The organism is Aerococcus sp. L_32 (assembly GCF_050689315.1).
This window is the reverse complement of the sequence record NZ_JBOEQF010001004.1, coordinates 1-675: the sequence shown is the minus strand read 5'-3', so window position 1 is coordinate 675 and position 675 is coordinate 1. Positions and strand designations below refer to the sequence as shown.

The following is a 675-nucleotide window of genomic DNA, read 5'->3' as shown; positions in this document are numbered from 1 at the left end:
TTCTATGTTTGGTGGTATGGGTTGTTTACCATTATTACTACAATTACCAATCATCTCTGGTTTATACACTGCTATTCGCGTGAGTGAACCAATTGCCAGCTCTGAATTCTTCGGTATCTCACTTGGAGAATCTCATATGGTATTAGCCATTATCACCATTGTAATGTACTTGATCCAATCATTCATTACCTTGCAAGGTGTACCAGAAGAGCAAAAAGCGCAAATGCGTTCTACCCTATTCATGACACCAATTATGATGGGATTCATTGTATTTACAACACCAGCCGGATTAACACTTTACTTCTTAGCAGGTGCCATTTGGTCAATTCTACAATCATTATTTACAACTTTCTACTTCAAGCCAAGAATCCAGGCAGAAGTTGATAAAGAAATGGCTGAGAACCCAATCAAGGTGAAGAAGCCTTCTAGCAGCCGTAAAGATGTGACTGATTCTGTTAAGAAAGAACCTACAAACAAACGCCTAACAATTAATGACAGAAAAACAAACCGTAATGTTGGCAAACAACGTAAATAACAACTGATAACATATTAAAAGCCCTCTGAATTTGCGTTTTATACGCTAGCCAGAGGGCTTTTCTTATGCTATTAAAAAGTGCATAAAAGGGTTTGTGACAGCTCTGCCACAAACCCTTTTTATATAGCTAAATAACTCGA

At 37.6% G+C, this 675-nt stretch carries 1 protein-coding gene; it reads left to right on the top strand.

Annotation, left to right across the window (positions count from 1 at the left end):
* Positions 1-535, top strand: a 535-nt coding sequence (locus ACRCJ0_RS17875) for a YidC/Oxa1 family membrane protein insertase (protein WP_431391483.1), incomplete at its 5' end; no start/stop codon positions are given.
* Between the last annotated feature and the right edge of the window lie 140 nt (positions 536-675).